Raw genomic sequence first — 19429 nt, 5'->3', positions numbered from 1 at the left:
CCGCCCTGGATGGGGAGAAATTAAAAGACGAGGTGTAAATAACGATGGCGAATGCATATAAGCAAGCAGGAGTAGATATTGAAGCTGGATATGAAGCGGTATCTCGCATGAAAAAACACGTACAAACAACTATGAGAAAAGAAGTACTAGGCGGTTTAGGCGGTTTTGGAGGTATGTTTGATCTATCAAAATTTGCATTAGAAGAACCTGTATTAGTATCTGGAACAGATGGCGTGGGAACGAAATTGATGCTCGCTTTTATGGCAGATAAACATGACACAATTGGTATTGATGCAGTAGCAATGTGTGTAAATGATATTGTTGTCCAAGGAGCAGAGCCGCTTTTCTTCCTTGATTATATTGCTTGTGGTAAAGCTGAACCTAGTAAAATTGAAAACATCGTCAAAGGTATATCAGAGGGCTGTCGCCAAGCTGGTTGTGCATTAATCGGTGGAGAAACAGCTGAAATGCCAGGAATGTATTCTACGGAAGAATATGATTTAGCTGGTTTTACAGTTGGGATTGTTGATAAAAAGAAAATTGTAACAGGTGAAAAGATTGAAGCTGGTCACGTGCTAATTGGCTTAGCATCTAGCGGTATTCATAGCAATGGTTACTCTTTAGTACGAAAAGTGTTATTAGAAGATGGGGAACTATCTTTAGAGCGTATTTATGGCCGCTTAGAACTACCTCTTGGTGAAGAATTATTAAAACCAACGAAAATTTATGTCAAACCTATTTTAGAACTATTGAAGAAACATGAAGTATACGGTATGGCGCATATTACAGGTGGTGGATTTATTGAAAATATTCCACGCATGTTGCCAGAAGGAATCGGTGCTGAGATTGAACTAGGATCTTGGGAAATTCAGCCGATCTTTAGTTTGCTTCAAGAAGTTGGAAAACTGGAAGAGAAAGAAATGTTCAATATTTTTAACATGGGTATTGGTATGGTAGTAGCAGTGAAGGAAGAAGATGCAAAAGATGTTGTTCGTCTTCTTGAAGAGCAAGGAGAAATGGCTCGTATTATTGGACGTACTATACAAGGAGCTGGCGTTACTTTTAATGGGGGCACAGCACTATGAGTAGATTAGCAGTTTTTGCTTCTGGAAGTGGATCTAACTTTCAATCTCTCGTTAATGCGGTAGAAGAAAAAAGATTGGATGCAGAAATTAGTTTATTAGTATGTGATAAACCAGAAGCACGAGCTGTTGGACGGGCAAATTATCATCATATTCCGTGTTTTGCTTTTTCAGCGAAAGCATATGAGTCAAAAGAAGCGTTTGAAAAAGAGATATTAAAGAAGCTAGAAGAATATGAAATTGATTATGTTATTTTAGCTGGATATATGCGTTTAATCGGGCCGACGTTACTAGAAGCATACGGCGGGAAGATTATTAATATTCATCCATCATTACTACCGAGCTTTCCGGGTAAAGATGCTGTCGGTCAAGCGTTAGAAGCAGGTGTGAAAGTAACTGGAGTAACAATTCATTATGTAGATGCAGGTATGGATACAGGGCCAATTATTGCACAAGAAGCAGTGGTTGTTTCTGAAGGGGATACGAGAGAAAGCTTACAAAAGAAAATTCAACAAGTTGAACATAAATTATACGTAAATACAGTGAATCAAATTGTTCAGTCTGTGAAAGAATCAACTGTTAACTAACATACAACCAGGGGTGAAGGATAAATGAAAAAGCGTGCATTAGTAAGTGTTTCAGATAAAACAGGAGTAGTAGAATTTGTTAAAGGGTTACTAGAACAAGGGATTGAAGTTATTTCAACAGGTGGTACGAAAAAGTTACTAGAAGAAAATGGCTTACAAGTAATCGGCATTTCTGAAGTAACTGGTTTCCCTGAAATTATGGATGGCCGTGTGAAAACATTACATCCAAATATTCATGGTGGTCTATTAGCAGTTCGTGATAATGAAACACATGTAACACAAATGAATGAGTTAGGTATAGAGCCAATTGACTTTGTTGTTGTTAACTTATACCCATTTAAAGAAACAATCGCTAAGCCTGATGTAACATTTGCTGATGCAATTGAAAATATTGATATCGGTGGCCCAACAATGATTCGCTCTGCTGCGAAAAATCATAAATTCGTATCGGTAATTGTAGATCCAGTAGATTATGATATTGTGTTAGCAGAACTGAAAGAGAACGGTGAAGTAGCAGAGGAAACAAAACGTAAACTAGCAGCGAAAGTATTCCGTCATACAGCAGCGTATGATGCGTTAATTTCTAACTACTTAACAGAGCAAATGGGTGAAGAAAGTCCAGAAACATTAACTGTGACATTTGAGAAAAAGCAAGACTTACGCTATGGCGAGAACCCACATCAAAAGGCAACTTTCTATAAAGCGCCATTCGCAGCAACTTCTTCTGTTGCATACGCAGAACAATTACACGGTAAAGAATTATCGTATAACAATATTAATGATGCAGACGCAGCACTTAGCATCGTAAAAGAATTTACAGAACCAGCAGTAGTAGCAGTAAAACATATGAATCCATGTGGTGTTGGAGTAGGAACTGATATTCACGAAGCATATACTCGCGCTTATGAAGCAGATCCAGTATCAATTTTCGGCGGTATTATTGCAGCAAATCGTGAAATTGATAAAGCTACAGCAGAAAAGTTACATGAAATTTTCTTAGAAATTGTTATCGCACCTTCGTTCTCGCAAGAAGCTTTAGAAGTGTTACAAAGTAAGAAGAACTTACGTTTATTAACTATAAATATTGAAAAAGCGACAAGTGCAAGCAAAAAACTAACTTCTGTACAAGGTGGACTTCTCGTTCAAGAAGAAGATACGTTATCATTAGATGAAAGTACAATTTCAATTCCAACGAAACGTGAACCTTCAGAGCAAGAATGGAAAGATTTAAAACTAGCTTGGAAAGTTGTAAAACATGTGAAATCAAACGCAATTGTTTTAGCGAAAGATGACATGACAATTGGCGTCGGTGCGGGACAGATGAACCGTGTAGGTTCTGCAAAAATCGCAATTACACAAGCTGGTGAAAAAGCACAAGGTAGCGCACTTGCATCTGATGCTTTCTTCCCAATGCCAGATACATTAGAAGAAGCAGCAAAAGCAGGAATTACAGCAATCATTCAACCAGGCGGATCAATCCGTGATGAAGATTCTATTAAAGTGGCAGATACTTATGGGATTGCTATGGTGTTCACTGGCGTACGTCATTTCAAACACTAATAGAGGATGTTTAAAAAGTCTGGTCAAGATAACCTTCGCATGTCGTCGTTGCATCGCCAGTGCGGTACTCATGTAGGAAAGCTACACTCCGTGTCCTCCTGGCAAATGCGCCTAGACCTGCTCGGTTCTCTTAATCCTCCTTTTTAAACCTTTATTGATATGGATGTTTAAAAAGTCCGGTCGAGATAACCTTTTATTGATATGAAAAAGCAAACTAGGAGCATAGCTTCTAGTTTGTACTTATTTAATTATTGGGGGATGAAATATGAATGTTTTAGTAATTGGCCGCGGTGGTCGTGAGCATGCTTTAGCTTGGAAGTTTGCACAATCTAAAAAAGTAGAAAAGGTATATGTAGCACCAGGTAATGAAGGTATGAGAGATGTTGCAACACCAGTTGATATTGATGAAAATGATTTTGATGCATTAGTTTTATTTGCAAAAGAGAATAATGTTGAGTTAACTTTCGTTGGACCAGAAATTCCGCTTATGAATGGAATTGTTGATTGTTTTAAAGAAGAGGGACTTCGCGTATTTGGTCCGAATAAAGCGGCTGCTGTTATTGAAGGTAGTAAAGCTTTTACAAAAGAGCTTATGAAAAAGTATGATATTCCAACTGCGGCGTACGAAACTTTTACAGATTATGAAGAAGCAGTACAGTACATTCAAAAAGTTGGTGCACCAATCGTTATTAAAGCTGACGGCCTAGCTGCGGGTAAAGGGGTAACGGTAGCAATGACGCTTGAAGAGGCATTACAAGCTGTGAAAGAAATGCTACAAGATGTGAAATTCGGCGCGGCAAGTAAGAAGATCGTTATTGAAGAGTTTTTAGATGGACAAGAATTTTCATTAATGGCATTCGTGAATGGAACAACTGTACATCCAATGGTAATCGCCCAAGATCATAAAAGAGCTTTTGATGGTGATAAAGGTCCAAATACGGGCGGAATGGGTGCATATTCTCCAGTACCACAAATTCCAGAATCAGCAGTTCAAGAAGCGATTCAAACCGTATTACATCCAACTGCTAAGGCGATGATTGCAGAAAACCGTTCGTTTACAGGTATTTTATACGCAGGTCTTATTTTAACAAATGATGGTCCGAAGGTAATTGAATTTAATGCACGCTTCGGTGATCCTGAAACAGAAGTTGTATTACCTCGCTTAGAAAATGATTTAGTTGACGTATGTAACGCTGTATTAGATGAAAGTGAACTAACGTTCCAATGGTCAGAAGAAGCTGTAATCGGTGTTGTACTTGCTTCTAAAGGATATCCAGAAGCATATAAAAAAGGTGATATTATTAGTGGACTAGATGCACTGCAAGATGTGATTGTTTTCCATGCAGGTACAGCAATGAAACATGGGGACTTTGTAACGAACGGTGGCCGTGTATTATTTGTTGCTTGTAAGGCAAATAGTTTACAAGAAGCAAAAGATAAAGTATATAAAGAAATCGGTAAAATTGAGAGTGATGGTCTATTTTATCGAAGTGATATAGGATATCGTGCAATTGGGCATGAGATGACGAAAAGTTAATATGTAAAAATCCCGCTGAGGAATCAGCGGGATTTTTTATGCATCTTTATCTTTTTTTAATTTCCCTTTTTGCTTTGCCATTTCTCGAAGTAAATACTCGATGTGTGCATTGACGCTACGAAATTCATCATTTGCCCATTTTTCGATGACTGCGTGTAATTCAGGATCAATACGTAATGGAAAGCTTTTCTTTTTAGCCATAATTACTTATAGCCCTTAGTATAGGCTTCCTGTATTAATAACTGGTTGCGCACCTTTATCTGAAACGATGGCAACTAATAAGTTGTTTACCATATTTGCTTTACGCTCGTCATCGAGTTCTAGTACGCCTTCTTCATCTAACATATGGATGGAATCTTTCGCCATCTTCACAGCACCTTCAACAATTTCTTTTCTAGCAGCTAATACTGCTTTTGCTTGCTGGCGTTGTAGCATTGCATGGGCAATTTCTGTTGCGTAAGCTAAGTGCGTTAAACGAGTTTCTAATACTTCTACACCAGCAATTTCAAGACGCGCCTCTAATTCACGTTTTAATTCTTCAGAGATTTCTTCAGTATTTCCGCGTAACGTAACGCAGGTTTCATCTTGGAAATTGTCATAAGGATATTTTGTTGCAACATGGCGGATTGCCGTTTCGCTTTGAATTTCTACAAATCGATCATAATGTTCAACACCAAACATTGCTTTTGCAGAATCAACAACTTTATATACGATAACAGCTGCAATTTCAATTGGATTTCCATCAACGTCATTTACTTTTAATTTTTTACTGTTAAAGTTTTCAACACGTAAAGATACAGTTTGACGGAATGCGAACGGAATCGTTAAAAATAAACCGTTTTGACGAATTGTTCCTAAATAATTACCGAAGAACGTAATAACCTTCGCTTGATTCGGTTGAACAATACCGATACCTGTAGCGAGAACTGCGGCTAATATAATAGTTAGTGCCGCTCCTATGAAAATTTCTTGTGCAAGGAAAAATACACCGATAGCAGCTAAAATCAAAATTCCAATAATACCGAGAAAACCATTTACATAAAATACTTGTTTTTCTTTCATATGATCGCCTCCTGATATAAAAATGATATCACTTTTATATCATTTTAAGCAAGAGGTATGCACCTAATTTTCTGAATTTTATTGATTGATATCTTTTATATACATTTTAAGGTCGAAAAAGAGAATGTACGTTCTGTTTTATGGTAAAATAAAGAAGACTTAACCGCCCACTGCAGCAGCTAAGTCCCTTTGAGAGCATCTTGCATCGTGACAAATGATTCAAAGCGGTTTTGCCAGGATTATATTTTCAATCGCTGACTCAATCTCTTTGTCAGAAGCGTCATAACTTCCTTTTGACTTTGGCTTGTCATGAGTGGAAGTTTGATTCACTTCTTCTTTAGCATGTCCTTTTTCAGCAAAATTCATGCTAGGCATTTTAAATGCCCCCATATTCATGTATTTTCCGAATTTCCACATTTCAACAACAGGGCAGAAACGAACAATTCCTTCTGCAACTTTCATTGCACCAATCCATAGAAAAATGTTAGACCAAGTGCACCACGGCTTGCGTACAAGTTTAGTTGCACTACATCCGAAGAGGACAAGCCCAAGTGTAATTCGAATTAGAGCGTTTATTGTCCCGATATTTTGCTTCATTAGAAAAACACTCCTTTTTATGAAAGTTGAAATAGATAATACTATTTCTTTTATTAGTATCCCGTTTGATTTTTGGGATATGTAATCCAACATTTGACGTGGAAAAAGATGTTGGAATGTGCGTGTGTGTAAGTAACTTTTTTTGTTATAATGAAAGAATGCATAAAAGGAACTTCAAAATTAAATCCTCTAGTTTAAAAAATATGGAAGAGGTAATTCCAAACTTAATTCTCCGTTTTAAACAAATATTTAAGATGAAGTTAAAACAATAATGATGAAAATAAACTGTTATTTTGAACAGAAATATATATAACTAGAGAAAAGGAAGGGTGTTTTCATGTACGATATTTCCGGATGGAAACATGTATTTAAGCTTGATCCAAATAAGGAGTTAAGCGATGAACATTTAGAAATGATTTGTGAGTCTGGAACTGATGCGGTTATTGTAGGCGGAAGTGATGGAGTTACAATTGATAACGTATTACACATGCTAGTTAGCATTCGTAGATATGCAGTTCCTTGTGTATTAGAGGTTTCTGATGTAGAAGCAATTACACCAGGATTTGATTTTTATTACATCCCAAGTGTTTTAAATAGCCGAAAAGTAGAATGGGTAACAGGTGTTCATCATGAGGCATTGAAAGAATTTGGGGATATTATGGACTGGGACGAAATTTTTATGGAAGGGTATTGTGTTTTAAATCCAGAAGCGAAAGTAGCCCAGCTTACAGAAGCGAAATGTGATTTAACAGAAGATGACGTTATTGCATATGCTCGTTTAGCAGACAAGTTATTACATTTACCGATATTTTATTTAGAATATAGCGGTACGTATGGAGATGTTGAACTTGTTAAAAATGTAAAAGCAGAATTGAAACAAGCTAAGTTATACTATGGCGGTGGTATTTCTAATGCAGAACAGGCGAAAGAAATGGCACAATATGCTGATACAGTAGTTGTTGGAAATATTATTTATGATGATATAAAATCGGCGTTAAAAACAGTTAAAGCAGTAAAAGGAGAGTAGGTGCAGGCGTATATGAGTATGACAGATAGATTATTAAACGGTTTAAATCCACAGCAACAAAAAGCAGTCCAAACAACGAATGGACCACTTCTATTAATGGCAGGTGCAGGTAGTGGTAAGACACGTGTGTTAACACATCGTATTGCGTATTTACTTGGTGAAAAAGGTGTAGCACCATGGAATGTACTAGCTATTACCTTCACAAATAAAGCAGCTCGTGAAATGCGTGAGCGTATTGATACACTTGTGGGACCAGAAGCAGAAGATATTTGGATTTCGACGTTCCACTCTATGTGTGTACGTATTTTACGACGGGATATCGATCGTATTGGTATTAATCGTAACTTTACAATCTTAGATTCAGGCGATCAGCTAACTGTAGTCAAAAAAATTATGAAAGAGCGCAATATTGATCCGAAGAAATTTGAGCCGCGCTCTATTTTAGCGGGTATTAGTAATGCGAAAAATGAACTGTTATCTGCGGATAAATATGCAAAAAAAATTACAATGGCTGATCCATATGAAAAATTAACGAGCGATGTATACACAGAGTATCAAAAACGTCTTTTGAAAAATAATTCATTAGACTTTGATGATTTAATTATGACCACGATTCAGTTATTTGAACGTGTTCCAGAAGTATTAGAGTTTTATCAGCGTAAGTTCCAATATATTCACGTTGATGAGTATCAAGATACGAACAAAGCGCAATATCTTCTTGTTAAACATTTGGCAGCGCGTTTTAAAAATCTTTGCGTTGTAGGTGACTCTGACCAGTCTATTTATCGCTGGCGTGGTGCAGATATTTCTAACATTTTGTCGTTCGAAAAAGACTATGAGAATGCACAAGTAATTTTGTTAGAACAAAACTATCGTTCGTCACAAAATATTTTAAATGCAGCGAATGCTGTTATTGAAAAAAATACGAATCGTAAGCCGAAGAAATTATGGACAGACAATCAAGTTGGAAGTAAAATCTCGTATTATCGTGCTGCAACTGAAAAGGACGAAGCGTATTTTGTTGCGAAAAAAATTCGTGACGATATTCAAATGGGGAAACGAAAATATACTGATTTTGCAGTGTTATATCGTACGAATGCTCAGTCTCGTATGGTCGAGGAGATTTTCCTTAAATCTAACATTCCGTACAAAATTGTCGGGGGTACGAAGTTCTACGACCGTAAAGAGATTAAAGATATTTTGGCGTACTTACGTTTAATCGGTAATCCAGATGATGAAATTAGTTTTGCACGTATTATTAACATGCCAAAGCGTGGTATTGGTGCGACTTCTATCGATAAAATTATTAATTACGGTGTGCAAAACGGAATTTCATTAACTGCTGTATTTGATGAAATTGAGCATGTTGGAGTAAGTGCAAAAATTACAAAGGCAGTAAAAGAATTTGCGAATTTATTAAATAACTGGGTAAATATGCAAGAGTATTTATCTGTTACAGAATTAGTAGAAGAAGTTATTGAAAAAACAGGCTATCGCGATATGTTGAAAAATGAACGTTCTTTAGAAGCGGAAGGTCGTTTAGAAAACTTAGACGAGTTCTTATCTGTTACGCAAACATTTGAATCTCAAAGCGAAGATAAGAGCCTTGTTGCATTCTTAACAGATTTAGCACTTGTTGCTGATATTGATCGTGTAGATGAAGACCCAACTGCTGGTGAAGAAGTTATTTTAATGACGATGCACTCAGCGAAAGGATTAGAGTTCCCGGTTGTGTTTATTGTTGGCTTAGAGGAAGGGATATTCCCTCATACTCGTTCTCTTATGGAAGAGGATGAAATGCAAGAAGAACGTCGTCTTGCTTATGTAGGTATTACCCGTGCAGAAGAAGAGCTATATTTATCTAACGCGCAAATGCGTACTTTATTTGGTAGAACAAGTATGAACGCTGCGTCTCGATTCATTACAGAAATCCCGACAGAACTAGTGGAATCATTAAATGAAACAGCGCCAAAGCGTGAAACATCGTTTGGTGCAAAAGGCAGAACGGCAAGTAGCGGCAAAACGACAATCACAACGACAACACGCTCTCGTTCAGCTTTCGCGCGCCCTGCAGCTAAGACGACAGGCGGCGAACAAATTGGCTGGGCAGTAGGAGATAAAGCTTCCCACCAAAAATGGGGAGTCGGTACAGTTGTAAGTGTAAAAGGTGAAGGTGATGCAAAAGAATTAGATATTGCATTCCCAAGCCCAATTGGTGTTAAACGTTTGTTAGCAAAATTTGCACCTGTGACGAAACAATAGAAAGGAATGAGGATATGTCAAAAGAGATAGCAAAAAAACGTATAGAAGAACTGCGTGATTTATTAAATACATTTAACTATCAATATCACGTATTAGACAATCCTTCTGTTTCTGATGCGGAATATGACCGTAATATGCAGGAGCTTATAAAATTAGAAGCAGAGAACCCAGAGTTTATGAGTGAAGATTCTCCCTCCGTTCGCGTTGGGGGGACTGTTCTTGATATATTTGAAAAAGTAACACATAAGTCACCAATGTTAAGTTTAGGAAATGCATTTAACGAAGGAGATTTACGTGATTTCGACAGAAGAGTACGTCAAGGAATTGATGGTGCGAATGTAAGATATATATGTGAATTAAAAATTGACGGGCTTGCCGTTTCGCTTCATTATGAAAAAGGACGCTTCATTCAAGGGGCGACACGTGGTGATGGTGTAACGGGTGAAGATATTACTCAAAATTTAAAAACGATTAAAGCTATCCCACTTCGTTTAAATGAAGAAGTAACGTTAGAAGCACGAGGCGAAGCTTATATGCCGAAGCGTTCATTCGTTAAACTAAATGAAGAAAAAGAGCAAAATGGAGAAGATGTATTTGCGAATCCGCGTAATGCAGCAGCAGGTTCAATACGTCAACTTGATCCGAAAATTGCAGCGAAGCGTAACTTATCTATGTTTGTGTATGGTCTTGCGAATGTAGAAGAAAAAACAATTCCATCACATAGTGAATCGCTTGATTTCTTAGGTGAACTTGGATTTAAGACAAATCCAAATCGCCGTACATGTGAAACAATTGAAGAAGTTATAGCTTATGTAGAAGAATGGCAAGAAAAACGTCCGCATCTTGATTATGAGATTGATGGAATCGTTATAAAAGTAGATGATGTTGCCCTTCAAGAAAGTCTAGGAACTACAGCGAAGAGTCCAAGATGGGCGATTGCTTATAAATTCCCGGCTGAAGAAGTTGTAACGAGATTAACAGGCATTGAATTAAGTGTTGGCCGAACAGGAGTTGTAACACCGACTGCAGAACTAGAGCCAGTGAGAGTTGCTGGTACGATTGTTCGTCGTGCTTCTTTACATAACGAAGATTTAATTCGTGAAAAAGACATTCGAATTGGTGACTACGTTGTTGTGAAGAAGGCTGGAGATATTATTCCTGAAGTTGTGAACGTTATTTTTGATAAGCGTACTGGTGAGGAAGAAGAATACCGCATGCCAACTCATTGTCCAGCATGTGAGAGTGAACTTGTTCGTTTAGAAGAAGAAGTAGCACTTCGTTGTATAAATCCAACTTGTCCTGCTCAAATTCGAGAAGGGTTAATCCATTTCGTTTCAAGAAATGCAATGAATATTGATGGACTTGGAGAACGTGTCATTACACAACTCTTTGATGCTGATTACATTCGTACATTTGCTGATTTATATGCATTGACGAAAGAGCAATTATTACAGTTAGAACGTTTTGGTGAAAAATCAGCAACAAACTTAATACAAGCAATTGAAAATTCTAAAGAAAACTCGTTAGAGCGATTATTATTTGGTCTTGGAATTCGCCACGTTGGAGCGAAAGCAGCACGTACATTTGCAGAGCACTTTGAAACGATGGATGAGCTTGTAAAAGCAACGGAAGAAGAACTAAAAGCAATTAATGAAATTGGCGAAAAAATGGCTCAATCTGTTGTGACATATTTTGATAATGAAGATGTATTAGAGTTATTACAGCAGTTTAAAGAGTATGGCGTGAATATGACATACAAAGGTATAAAAATTGCAGATTTACAAAATGTTGAATCTTACTTCGCAGGAAAAACGGTTGTTTTAACAGGTAAGCTAGAAGTTATGGGGCGAAGTGAAGCGAAGAAGAAGATTGAGGCATTAGGTGGAAAAGTAACGGGAAGTGTTAGTAAGAGTACGGATTTAGTTGTTGCAGGTGAAGCGGCTGGTTCGAAATTAGCACAAGCGGAGAAACATAATGTTGAGGTTTGGAATGAAGAGAGGTTCTTACAAGAGCTAAATAAGTAAGAGGTGCAAACTTACCATGAAAAAAATAGCATTAGCGGTATTAAGCCTTGGCCTACTTGTAAGTGGGTGTAGTGCAGGTGCCGACAAAGATGAAAAAGTGGCTGAGAAATCGGGGAAAGCAAAAGAACAATCAGTTGTTCCAAAATACGCTATTTCGGATGAATATTATAAGACGACTATTCCATTTGATGGTGGAAATGCACGTGGTTTAGTGGTGCAAGGGTTAAATAGTCGTCTTGATATAGATGAATTTGAAACAGGGTTAATGCGAATTGCAAAAGAATCATTTAGTACGAAAGATAATTTTTTAAAAGGCGGAAAAGCTCTAGATACTCAAACTATACAGATGCTTGTTAAAAGAAAACGTACAGATGCTGAACAAAAGGAACTAGAGGACAAATTAAAAAAAGATGCAGTTAAATTTCCTAATATAGGATTAAACCCTGCATTAGGAACAGGATCCGAATCACTAGAAGTGAAAAATAAAAAAAATCCAATATATATTTCAAATATTTTAGAGCATGATTATTATGTGAAAAAAGGCGATAACGGCGAGGAACGCGTTGGTATGGTAGTTGGATTAGCAATGAATTCTGTTCAATATTTTAACGAAGAGCATGGTTATCCACGTGAAGCTGCAATCCCGGATGAAAAGATGTTAGCTGAAGGGAAAAAAATGGCGCAAGAAATTTTGAAAGTCATACATCAAAAAGAACCTGAAACCAAAAATATTCCAATAACATTTGCGATTTATCGCCAAGCTCCAAAGTCTTCGCTCGTGCCAGGTAACTTTGTTTCTTATGCAAATGCCGAAAAAGGTAGTGAAACGGTTGAAGATTGGCAACAAATTAATGAAAAATATTATTTGTTCCCATCAGAGCAAGCGAAAACAGATAATAAACGTGAAGACCTTGCAAGAGTATCCAACTTTAAGGCAAAACTAAGCGATTATTTCCAAGGCGACTATACAGCTGTTATTGGTACTGGTATGTATAGAGATGATGAATTAAGAGAAATGAAGCTTGATATTCCTGTCCAGTTTAATGGAAAAGCTGAAATAGTTGGTTTTACACAATATGTGGCAGGGCTTGTTATGGAATACTTCCCGAATTATATGAAAGTACAAGTAACGATTAAATCTGTAGAACGCCCAGAAGCTATTATTATACGTGAAGCAAAACAAGATGAACCACTTGTGAAGATTTTAGATTAAATATGAAGGCTGTTCCTCTATGGAACAGCTTTTTTTCTTATGTAATTTTGTTATAATTTAAAATGTTGTAAAAAATAGGGGTAAGGGGTAAATCTCATGGAAGAATTAAGTTTTCAAGTCATTATTTTATTAATTGCATTCGGTTTTTTAGCAGCTTTTATTGATTCCGTTGTTGGAGGAGGAGGGTTAATTTCGCTTCCTGCGCTTATGTTTGTTGGCTTATCGCCAGCTTCGGCAATTGCAACGAATAAATTAGCGGCAACAATGGGGACGTTTACGAGTGCGATGTATTTTATTCGATCAGGAAAAGTTGATTTTAAAATTGTAGGAAAGTTAATCCCGTTAACTATTGTTGGAGCTGTTGCAGGTGCTTTAGTAGTAAAATTTATTCCACCGGATATTTTACGCCCATTAGTACTTGTAATGTTGGTATTTATTGCTATTTATATTATTGCAAAAAAGAATTGGGGAAGTGTGTCTACCTATAAGAAGATGACGCAAAGAAAAACATTAATATTTTTCTTTGCTATTTTAATGATAGGATTTTATGATGGATTTTTTGGACCAGGGACAGGGTCGTTTTTAATTTTTGCATTTTTATTAATTGGCTTGGATTTTATTCAAGCGGCAGCATCTGGAAAACTTTTGAACTTTGTTAGTAATATTGTATCTTTAATTACTTTTTTATTTTTAGATATAATTCATTTTGAATACGGTATTATCATGGGATTATCAATGATCTTAGGTGCTTATTTTGGATCGAAGTTTGCGGTTCAAAAAGGTGTTGGATATGTAAGGACTTTATTTTTATTAGTTACTATATTATTGATCGGGAAAAATGTTTTGGAATATACTCATATTTTGTAGATTCATACGCATGTATGAATCTCTTTTTTTTATTATATTTTAAAAATTTATTAATTTTTAAAATATAAGTCTAGGAATATTTGAATAAATCTAAATTATCGTGTAGAATAATGTTGTAAAATGTAAACGTTTTTCTAAGGGGAGGCTAAAAAAAATGGTAGTAGCATACAAACATGAGCCATTTACAGATTTTTCAGTGGAGGCTAACAAATTAGCGTTTGAAGAAGGTTTAAAGAAAGTAGAATCTTATCTTGGACAAGACTATCCATTAATTATTGGGGGAGAAAAAATCACTACAGAAGACAAAATTGTTTCTGTAAACCCTGCAAATAAAGAGGAACTTGTTGGTCGTGTTTCAAAAGCAAGCCGTGAGTTAGCTGAAAAAGCAATGCAAGTAGCGGATGAAACATTCCAAACTTGGAGAAAATCAAAGCCAGAAATGCGTGCAGACATTTTATTCCGTGCTGCAGCAATCGTTCGTCGCAGAAAACATGAATTCTCTGCTATTCTTGTAAAAGAAGCAGGTAAGCCATGGAATGAGGCAGATGCTGATACAGCAGAAGCAATCGACTTTATGGAATATTATGGTCGTCAAATGTTAAAATTAAAAGACGGTATTCCAGTAGAAAGCCGTCCAATTGAATATAATCGTTTCTCTTACATTCCATTAGGAGTAGGTGTTATCATTTCTCCTTGGAACTTCCCATTCGCAATTATGGCAGGTATGACAACAGCTGCTTTAGTTTCTGGTAACACAGTATTACTAAAACCAGCTAGTACAACTCCTGTAGTAGCAGCGAAATTTATGGAAGTATTAGAAGAAGCTGGCTTACCAGCTGGCGTAGTAAACTTCGTTCCAGGTAACGGTTCTGAAGTTGGTGACTACTTAGTAGATCATCCTCGTACACGTTTCGTAAGCTTCACGGGATCTCGTGATGTAGGTATCCGCATCTATGAGCGTGCAGCGAAAGTAAACCCAGGACAAATTTGGTTAAAACGTGTTATCGCTGAAATGGGCGGTAAAGATACAATCGTTGTTGATAAAGAAGCAGATCTTGAATTAGCAGCTAAGTCTATCGTTGCATCAGCATTCGGATTCTCAGGACAAAAATGTTCTGCATGTTCTCGTGCAGTAATCCATGAAGATGTATATGATCATGTATTAAATCGTGCTGTTGAATTAACAAAAGAATTAACAGTTGCTAACCCAGCAGTATTAGGTACAAACATGGGTCCTGTTAATGACCAAGCTGCATTCGATAAAGTAATGAGCTATGTTGCAATTGGTAAAGAAGAAGGTAGAATCTTAGCAGGTGGCGAAGGAGACGATTCAAAAGGCTGGTTCATCCAACCAACAATCGTTGCTGACGTTGCAGAAGATGCTCGCTTAATGAAAGAAGAAATCTTCGGACCAGTAGTAGCATTCTGTAAAGCGAAAGACTTCGATCATGCACTTGCAATTGCAAATAATACGGAATACGGTTTAACAGGTGCTGTTATTACTAACAACCGTGACCATATTGAAAAAGCACGCGAAGACTTCCACGTTGGTAACTTATACTTCAACCGTGGATGTACTGGTGCAATCGTAGGTTACCAACCATTCGGTGGCTTTAACATGTCTGGTACAGACTCTAAAGCTGGTGGACCTGATTACTTAGCACTTCACATGCAAGCAAAAACTACTTCTGAAACTTTATAAGAAATAGTAGAGGAGCTCTTCACAGAATGTGAAGAGCTCCTTTTAAAATTGAAATCCTATATATTACCATCGTTCGAAGGGAATGAGCTAAAACCTATTAATAGCGGGATAAACATGTGAACAGAAATAAAATGATGAGAAAAGTTGACTTATTAGTCATATTTTTTAGTATTCATTTTGAGAATTTCCTGTATAATACAATTTGAAAGAAAATCTATGGTTCGACAAGGAACACTCCTTTCGGTTTTGCTCACTGAAAGGAGTGTTTTTTTATGTAGCTAAAAATTCTTGCGTGCTTATTACATTTGCATATACGCCATTTAAACTAGCTAAAATTGTATTGTGAATGTAAACAGCTGGTATAGTAGCGTTCTTAAAAGACAGGTCTTTTGTAGCACAAGCATCATGTATAACGGTACATTGAAAGCCAAAATCGAATGCAGCCCTTACTGTAGCATCGATACACATATGAGTCATCATCCCACATACAACGACATGTTCAATATTTAAACGTTTTAATTGCTCTAGAAGATTAGTTTCTCGGAAGCTATTTGGATAATGTTTGACTATAACTGTTTCTTCTCTAAGTGGACGTACGCTTTCGTGAATATGTACACCTTCTGTATTAGGTAGGAAAAAAGTAGCGTCATCTTTTATAGCTACGTGTTGGATATGAAAAATAGGTTCGCTGTTTGTTCTAAAGTGTTGTAATAACTGATTAGCATATTCGCTTGCTTCTACTGGATTACGCAATTCCATCTTTCCATTTGGAAAATAATCGTTTTGAATATCGATGAGTAAAAGAGCTGTTTTCATATATTTATCTTCCTCCGAGTTTCATATTCAAATAAATTTATTCAATTCGTAGAGAAGATTCTCCTGTTTAAAAATATGAGGAAGAAGAATTTTAAATAACCTTGAAAGTTACTATTTTCTCATGAATTTTCATCTGAAAATTTTAATAAAGGAATAATTAATATTTTTCTAAAAAATGTATTGACTCTTATTATTCTGAGTTCTATAATGAGAATTAATTAAACGACAATTAAATCGATACATTCTTATCCAGAGAGGTGGAGGGACTGGCCCTACGATACCTCAGCAACGGGTTTTTTTAATACCGTGCTAACTCCAGCAAGCCATATAAAGGCTTGGAAGATGAGAAGATGTGAACGAGTACATATAAGTGCTCTCCTTCTTATCTTTATGGTTGATAAGAAGGAGAGCACTTTTTATTTTACCTCGAAAGCTCTGCTTCAAGTTTTTACAGCATATAGGAGGGGAAAAAATGATTTCTTTTAACAATGTAAGTAAAGTGTATGAATCAGCTGGGCAATCTGTTCATGCGGTGGAGGATGTAACATTATCAGTTGAGAAAGGCGAAATTTTTGGCATTATTGGTTTTAGTGGCGCTGGAAAGAGTACGTTATTACGCTTAGTAAATATGTTAGAGAGACCGACGGCAGGAACGATTTCAATAGATGATAAAGATATTACATCATTATCGACGAAAGAATTACGTAAACTGAGACAAAGAATCGGAATGATTTTCCAAAGTTTTAATTTATTTAATTCAAGAACAGTATTTGGAAATATTGCTTATCCATTAAAGTTAGCGAAAGTACCAAAGAATGAGATAAAAGAAAGAGTAAATGAACTGCTGAAGTTTGTAGGGTTAGAAGATAAAGCAAACTATTACCCAGAGCAGCTATCAGGTGGACAAAAGCAGCGTGTGGGCATTGCTAGAGCACTTGCGACATCGCCAGATATTCTTATATGTGATGAGGCAACATCAGCCTTAGATCCAGAAACAACGACAGAAATTCTAAACTTATTAAAGAAAGTAAATAGAGAATACAATTTAACAATTCTTCTTATTACACATGAAATGCATGTTGTGAAAGAAATTTGTCACCGTGTAGCTGTAATGGAGAAGGGAAAAGTTATTGAAGAAGGAAAACTGTTTGATGTTTTCACGCAACCAAAAACAAAGACGACTCAAAACTTTGTACGTTCTGTCATTAATGATCATTTACCGGAAAGTGTTCTAGCGAAAATTCAAAATGGTGGTCAAATTTATCGTCTAACATTTACTGGTGAGGAGACAGGACAGCCGGTACTATCATATATCGCAAAAAACTATAACGTCGATGTAAATGTACTGTACGGAAATATTATTGAACTTCAAAATGTGCTATTTGGAAATCTTCTTGTAGAGTTGCAAGGGGAGCAGAGGGAAATTCAAAAAGCATTACAACATCTAAGACTGCAAGTGCAGCTGAAGGAGGTAGAAGCTCATGCGAGTTGATTGGAGTATATTTTGGCCGCGCATACTAGATGCGACGGGGGATACCCTCTTAATGGTAATTGTAACCCTTATATTTGCTACAATTCTTGGTATACCTCTAGGTTTACTTTTATATGTAACGAGAAAAGGAAACTTTTTAGAAAATAAATGGGTCTTTTCTATTCTTAACATCATAATTAATACAATTCGTCCGGTACCATTCATTATCTTTTTAGTAGCGTTAAGTCCACTAACGAGAAGTGTTATCGGAACGACGATTGGAACAGCAGCAGCAATTTTCCCGATGACGTTAGTCGCATCAATTGGTATTGCTAGAATGGTTGAAACAAACCTTGTGTCCGTTCCGAAAGGAGTAATTGAAGCAGCGCAAGCAATGGGCGCCTCGCCAATTAGAATTGTTTTTGAAATCCTTGTACCAGAAGCGTTAGCGCCATTAATCTTAGGTGTCACATTTATGACAGTTGGTTTAATTGAATTTTCTGCAGTTGCTGGGCTTGTCGGTGGTGGCGGTCTTGGTGATTTAGCAATGACATATGGTTATCAACGTTTTGATACATCAGTTATGTTCGTAACGGTCGTGTTACTTATTATTCTCGTACAGATAGCTCAAAATTTAGGGAATTACTTTGCGAAAGTCTTGTTACGCAGATCATAAAAAGGAAGAGAGGAAAAGAAAATGAAGAAAATTTTAGCATTTGCATTATCAGCGATTGTAGGAGTCTCAGCATTAAGCGGCTGCTCAAGTGGAGACACGGGTGCAGGAGCGAAAGAAAAAGTAGTTCGCGTCGGTGTAACTGGAACGGATGGAGACGCTTGGGAAATTTTGAAGAAAAAAGCTGAAAAAGAAGGGATTAAGATTAAACTGGTGGAGTTCTCCGATTACACAACGCCAAATAAAGCGTTAGCTGATGGAGATATTGAACTAAACTCATTCCAGCATATTGCGTTCTTAGAGCAATTTAAAAAGGAACATAAGTTAGATATTACAGCTGTTGGTACAACACAAATTGCACCAATGGGTTTATACTCTGAAAAATATAAGAAATCAAATGAAATCCCAGATGGTTCAGAAATTGCAATTCCAAACGATCCAACGAACCAAGCACGTGCATTAAAACTTCTTGATGCAGCTGGATTATTAAAGCTGAAAAAGGATTTTGGTCTATTTGGAGATCCAAGTGGTATTGCTGAAAATCCGAAGAAATTAAAAATTACACCGGTTATCGCACAGCAAACACCTCGTGTGTTAAAAGATGTAGCGGCATCAGTTATTAATAACGGTGTTGCTGGTCAAGCTGGATTAGATTCAGCGAAGGATCCTATTTTCTTAGAAGATCCAAAGAATGAAAATGCGAAGCCTTATATTAATATTTTCGCAGCTCGTACGAAAGATAAAGATGATCCAACACTGAAAAAAGTAATTGAATTATACCATTCAAAAGAAGTAACAGATGCAATTAAGAAAGAAACAAATGATGGTTCAATTTCAGTAGATCTTTCACTTGAGGAGCTTGAAAAAATCGTAAAATAATGATTGGGTTTAATGGACTAACAGAAGGAACCCCTCCGCTGTTAGTTCGTTCAACATATAAACTTAACAA

The 19429-nt window shown here is 36.7% G+C and carries 16 protein-coding genes, 1 pseudogene and 1 riboswitch; of the genes and pseudogenes, 13 read left to right on the top strand and 4 right to left on the bottom strand.

What is annotated here, in order from left to right; genetic code table 11:
- Positions 1-44: 44 nt before the first annotated feature.
- The 4 genes from purM (at position 45) to purD (ending at position 4766) form a co-directional block, all read left to right on the top strand.
- A complete protein-coding gene (purM, locus tag DN401_RS26245; RefSeq protein WP_001262439.1) occupies positions 45-1085 on the top strand; it encodes a phosphoribosylformylglycinamidine cyclo-ligase in 1041 nt (346 codons plus the stop codon).
- Complete coding sequence (purN, locus tag DN401_RS26240; protein WP_000088589.1) at positions 1082-1669, top strand: phosphoribosylglycinamide formyltransferase; 588 nt, start codon at positions 1082-1084, stop codon at positions 1667-1669. Before purM ends, purN begins: the two co-directional genes overlap by 4 nt.
- A 24-nt stretch (positions 1670-1693) precedes the next feature.
- A complete protein-coding gene (purH, locus tag DN401_RS26235) occupies positions 1694-3229 on the top strand; it encodes a bifunctional phosphoribosylaminoimidazolecarboxamide formyltransferase/IMP cyclohydrolase (protein WP_088362278.1) in 1536 nt (511 codons plus the stop codon).
- Between the two features lie 265 nt (positions 3230-3494).
- Entirely contained in the window at positions 3495-4766 is a 1272-nt protein-coding gene (gene purD, locus DN401_RS26230) for a phosphoribosylamine--glycine ligase (protein ID WP_098212901.1), read from the top strand.
- A gap of 36 nt (positions 4767-4802) precedes the next feature.
- On the opposite strand, the gene DN401_RS26225 is transcribed toward purD, so the two are convergent.
- From DN401_RS26225 to DN401_RS26215, 3 genes are all read right to left on the bottom strand, one after another.
- Positions 4803-4967: a type II toxin-antitoxin system antitoxin gene (locus DN401_RS26225; RefSeq protein WP_001085171.1), complete on the bottom strand. Its 165-nt coding sequence runs from the start codon at positions 4965-4967 to the stop codon at positions 4803-4805.
- A 15-nt stretch (positions 4968-4982) separates the two neighbouring features.
- Positions 4983-5828 carry an SPFH domain-containing protein gene (locus DN401_RS26220; protein WP_000660669.1) on the bottom strand — a complete coding sequence of 282 codons (846 nt, stop codon included), beginning with the start codon at positions 5826-5828 and terminating at the stop codon, positions 4983-4985.
- A gap of 219 nt (positions 5829-6047) precedes the next feature.
- A complete protein-coding gene (locus tag DN401_RS26215) occupies positions 6048-6425 on the bottom strand; it encodes a YgaP family membrane protein (RefSeq protein WP_000812346.1) in 378 nt (125 codons plus the stop codon).
- 337 nt (positions 6426-6762) lie between these two features.
- Here DN401_RS26215 and pcrB point away from each other — a divergent pair, with 337 nt between their 5' ends.
- From pcrB to pruA, 6 genes are all read left to right on the top strand, one after another.
- Entirely contained in the window at positions 6763-7452 is a 690-nt protein-coding gene (pcrB, locus tag DN401_RS26205; RefSeq protein ID WP_000272099.1) for a heptaprenylglyceryl phosphate synthase, read from the top strand.
- A 12-nt stretch (positions 7453-7464) separates the two neighbouring features.
- The gene (gene pcrA / locus DN401_RS26200; RefSeq protein WP_002164784.1) at positions 7465-9714 is read left to right on the top strand and encodes a DNA helicase PcrA; all 2250 of its coding nucleotides are present in this window, start codon (positions 7465-7467) and stop codon (positions 9712-9714) included.
- Positions 9715-9728: 14 nt separating this feature from the next.
- The gene (gene ligA / locus DN401_RS26195) at positions 9729-11738 is read left to right on the top strand and encodes an NAD-dependent DNA ligase LigA (protein ID WP_000031450.1); all 2010 of its coding nucleotides are present in this window, start codon (positions 9729-9731) and stop codon (positions 11736-11738) included.
- Between the two features lie 16 nt (positions 11739-11754).
- Positions 11755-12951 carry a CamS family sex pheromone protein gene (locus DN401_RS26190; RefSeq protein WP_000717030.1) on the top strand — a complete coding sequence of 399 codons (1197 nt, stop codon included), beginning with the start codon at positions 11755-11757 and terminating at the stop codon, positions 12949-12951.
- A 96-nt stretch (positions 12952-13047) separates the two neighbouring features.
- Positions 13048-13818 (top strand): TSUP family transporter, encoded by a 771-nt coding sequence (locus DN401_RS26185; protein ID WP_000391974.1) that lies wholly within the window; start codon positions 13048-13050, stop codon positions 13816-13818.
- A gap of 154 nt (positions 13819-13972) precedes the next feature.
- Positions 13973-15520 carry an L-glutamate gamma-semialdehyde dehydrogenase gene (pruA, locus tag DN401_RS26180; RefSeq protein WP_000259555.1) on the top strand — a complete coding sequence of 516 codons (1548 nt, stop codon included), beginning with the start codon at positions 13973-13975 and terminating at the stop codon, positions 15518-15520.
- A 250-nt stretch (positions 15521-15770) separates the two neighbouring features.
- Here pruA and DN401_RS26175 read toward each other — a convergent pair.
- Positions 15771-16336 (bottom strand): annotated as a pseudogene (locus tag DN401_RS26175) (cysteine hydrolase family protein).
- Between the two features lie 242 nt (positions 16337-16578).
- Positions 16579-16685: riboswitch (SAM riboswitch) on the top strand.
- A gap of 123 nt (positions 16686-16808) precedes the next feature.
- On the opposite strand from DN401_RS26175, the gene DN401_RS26170 reads away from it, so the two are divergent.
- The 3 genes from DN401_RS26170 to DN401_RS26160 are packed head-to-tail and all read left to right on the top strand — an operon-like array spanning position 16809 to position 19359.
- Entirely contained in the window at positions 16809-17828 is a 1020-nt protein-coding gene (locus tag DN401_RS26170) for a methionine ABC transporter ATP-binding protein (protein WP_000622969.1), read from the top strand.
- Positions 17818-18483 (top strand): methionine ABC transporter permease, encoded by a 666-nt coding sequence (locus DN401_RS26165; RefSeq protein ID WP_001261865.1) that lies wholly within the window; start codon positions 17818-17820, stop codon positions 18481-18483. The genes DN401_RS26170 and DN401_RS26165 overlap by 11 nt, the downstream gene beginning before the upstream one ends.
- Before the next feature lie 21 nt (positions 18484-18504).
- Positions 18505-19359, top strand: a complete 855-nt coding sequence (locus DN401_RS26160) for a MetQ/NlpA family ABC transporter substrate-binding protein (protein ID WP_149288032.1) — start codon at positions 18505-18507, stop codon at positions 19357-19359.
- The last annotated feature ends 70 nt before the right edge of the window (positions 19360-19429 follow it).

The sequence above is a fragment of the Bacillus sp. BF2-3 genome, from assembly GCF_008368795.1.
GTDB classification, from domain to species: Bacteria; Bacillota; Bacilli; order Bacillales; family Bacillaceae_G; genus Bacillus_A; species Bacillus_A cereus.
Note: the sequence above shows the minus strand (reverse complement) of the source record. Positions and strands in the feature narration are given on the sequence as shown.